Here is a 926-nt window from a genome sequence, read left to right on the forward strand (position 1 = left end):
TGTTGTTTTACCAGCATCTTTGTCACCAGCTTTGTTTTCATCATCAGAAATTTTGCCATCTTTGTTTGTATCTTCTGGGAATTTAATTTCTGGGTTGCTTGGTTTTCTGCTAAATTCGCTGTCAAGTTGTATGTTAGCATGTATAGCTGTGCTTTGGTTACCAACTAGATCGACTATTCTATAGCTTGGGCTTTCGAAGTGTTTTCCTGATAAAGTTGCTTCGTATTCAAAGCTTTTACCTAGATCGTCATTTGATAAGACTTTTTCGATCTTCCATTTACCATCTTTTCCAAGTACTTGAAGAACATCACCTGCGCTTACAGTGCCATCTTTTGGTATCTCTACTTCCCAGTGGATCTTACTATCTTTTAAATTCTTAGCTTCTTCTACGCTTAGAAATCCATTGTGATCTGCATCTTCTTTTATAGATACTTTTGGAGCACCGATAGTTGTATCAACTTCTAGTGCAGAAGTTGCTTCGCTAGTGTTGCCAGCTGCATCTGTTACTACTGCTTTTATAACATGAACACGGCCAACAAGATCTGCTAGTGGCTCTTTATAGTCGCTTGGTTTAAATTCCCAGTTGCCATCTTTGTCAGCTGTGGCTCTACCAAACTCTTTGTTATTATCATAAAGAATCACTTCTTGATTTGCATCAGCTGTACCCTTTATGGTTGGCTTGTTGTCGTTTGTGTTAGTACCTGCAACATTGCCTTTATATACGCCACCTTCTACATTATCAATGATGCCTGTGATCTTGACATTTGGAGCTGTAAAGTCTGAGTCTATGCTGCTAGATACTTCTTTACTAGCATTACCTGCTTGATCAACGATCTTAGCTGTTACGCTTGAAGCTTTGCCATCAACTACTGGTACTTTGATCTCTACATATCCAGTTACTCTGTCATTGTAAGTAATAGTATGTG

At 38.6% G+C, this 926-nt stretch carries 1 protein-coding gene; it reads right to left on the minus strand.

Annotated features, from left to right (window positions below; all coding sequences use genetic code 11):
• On the minus strand, positions 1-926 hold a 926-nt coding region (locus CYP77_RS10010), incomplete at both ends, for an Ig-like domain-containing protein (RefSeq protein WP_181001412.1).

The organism is Campylobacter concisus, assembly GCF_002913865.1.
GTDB classification, from domain to species: Bacteria; Campylobacterota; Campylobacteria; order Campylobacterales; family Campylobacteraceae; genus Campylobacter_A; species Campylobacter_A concisus_AM.